This is a genomic window from Caballeronia grimmiae (assembly GCF_000698555.1).
GTDB classification, from domain to species: Bacteria; Pseudomonadota; Gammaproteobacteria; order Burkholderiales; family Burkholderiaceae; genus Caballeronia; species Caballeronia grimmiae.
The window spans coordinates 1-2,068 of the sequence record NZ_JFHE01000106.1; the positions used below are offsets into that span (position 1 = coordinate 1).

Here is a 2,068-nt window from a genome sequence, read left to right on the forward strand (position 1 = left end):
CGCCCGTCGCGCGCCCAGTCGTGCAGCACTTCGCCGCTCGCGGTCGAGAGTCTTCCGCTCACGAGCACATCGCGTGGTTCTCCATCTTCGAGCAGACGCCAGCGGTCGAACACACGCTGTCCGCGCACGAGCCGGATGCATTCGTGCGCAGCAAGATCGGCGGGCCTGCGCGGTGTGCCGTGTCGCGCGAGATAGTCCGGCGACGCCACGACGACGCGCCTGCTCGACAACAGTTTCTTCGCGACCACGCCCGTATCCGACGGCAAGCCGATACGCAGCGCGACATCCAGATTGTCGTCGATCACGTCAAGTCCTACATCCGACAACACGAGCCGTACTTCGACTTCCGGATACCGCTCGGAAAACGCGGTGATGATGGGCGCAATCTGCTTGCGTCCGATCTCCGACGGAGCGCCCACGCGCAGCAGTCCGCGCGGCATGTGCGACTGCGCGCTCGCCTCGGCCTGCGCTTCCTCCACGGCCAGGAGAATGGCTCGCACGCGCTCATGGAACTGGGCGCCTTCCGCCGTCAACTCGAAGCGGCGCGAGGTGCGCGTGACGAGGCGCACGCCCAGCCGCCGCTCGAGGGCCGCGAGCCGCCGGCTCATTGCCGCAGGGGAGGAATCGGTCGCGCGCGCCGCTGCCGACAGGCTACCCGCGTCGATCATCTGCGCGAAAGCGCGCATGTCGTTGATCTCATCCGTCATCGTTTGCCGCCGTATCTTTACACTTCACGCAAAGATTCTATGCCGCCGTGCCTTCTTCTTGGCATCGCTGCATTCGCGAATAATCGCTCCATCTTAACCAGTCACGGAGCGATAAACGTCATGAAAGCGCTCAGATTCGACCGCCATGGCAAGCCGGATGTTCTCTTCGTCGCGGATCGGCCGGCGCTCGGTGCGACGCCGGGGATCGCCATCGTGGAGATGCGCGCGGCATCCATCAATCCGAGTGACGTAAAGAACGTGGCCGGACGGATGAGTCAGACGACGCTGCCGCGCACGCCGGGCCGCGATTATTCTGGCGTCGTCATCGACGGTCCAGAGCAATGGCTCGGGAAGGATGTATGGGGCTCGGGCGGCGACACCGGCTTCACGTGCGACGGCACGCACGCCGAGCAGATCGCGGTGCCGGTCGCGAGTCTGCGCGAGAAGCCGCGTACTTTGACGCACGCGCAGGCAGCGGCCATCGGCGTGAACTTCATTACAGCGTGGAGCGCCATCGTCGAAGCGGCACAAGTGCAGTCGGGCGATACCGTCGCGATCATCGGTCTTGGCGGCGTGGGCGGTGCGGCGGCGCAGATTGCGCGGCACATCGGGGCCAGGATCATCGGCGTGGCGCGCGGCACGCGGCCGAATCCTCATGTCGATGAGCTGATCGACATCAGCACCGGCGATGCCGTCGACAAGCTACGTGCGCTGACAGGCGGCGGCGCGTCGGTGGTGCTCGATACCGTCGGCGGCTCCATGTTCGAGACTGCCGTCCGCATGCTTGCCCTGCGCGGGCGTCTCGTCGAGATATCGGCGACCGACCGCCGCCAGGTCGGTTTCGATCTCGCGGACTTTTATCACAACGAGAGCCGCCTGTTCGGCGTCGATTCACTTAAGCGTGATCTGACCGCGGCGGCATCAATACTCGAAGCGCTTCGGCCCGGTTTCGAAGATGGCAGCTACTTGCCGCCCGTCATCGCGCAGACTTTTCCGCTCGCCGAGGCAATCGCCGCGTATCGCGCTGTCGAAGCGGGCAGGCCGGGCCGTATTGTACTGACGCCATGAGAGACGGAACCCTCGCGCCTGCGTCGATCCTATTCGCTATCTTCCTGGGCGGCTTAGCCGCACTGCCGCCGATTTCAATTGACATGGCGCTTCCCGCGCTCGGCGAAATCGGCGACACGCTGCACGCGACTCGCAGCGCCGCCGGCTTCACGCTAAGTTTGTTCATGGCCGGCTTCGTAATCGGTCCCCTCGTCTACGGACCCTTGTCCGATGCGTACGGACGCAAACCGCTCCTGTTTCTGGGCCTCGTGATCTTCACGGTCGGAGGCGTGCTTGCGGCATGCGCGCCGTCC

3 protein-coding genes are annotated in these 2,068 nt (G+C 65.0%); 2 read left to right on the plus strand and 1 reads right to left on the minus strand.

Features of this window, described 5'->3' with window-relative positions; genetic code table 11:
* A partial coding sequence (locus tag BG57_RS30750; RefSeq protein ID WP_035971043.1) for a LysR family transcriptional regulator occupies positions 1 to 707 on the minus strand: 707 nt, incomplete at its 3' end.
* Between the two features lie 120 nt (positions 708 to 827).
* On the opposite strand from BG57_RS30750, the gene BG57_RS30755 reads away from it, so the two are divergent.
* Positions 828 to 1,775, plus strand: coding sequence for a quinone oxidoreductase family protein (locus tag BG57_RS30755; protein ID WP_035971045.1), 948 nt, complete (start codon positions 828 to 830; stop codon positions 1,773 to 1,775).
* An 83-nt stretch (positions 1,776 to 1,858) separates the two neighbouring features.
* Positions 1,859 to 2,068: MFS transporter (locus BG57_RS30760; RefSeq protein ID WP_035971047.1), on the plus strand; the 210-nt coding region annotated here is incomplete at its 3' end.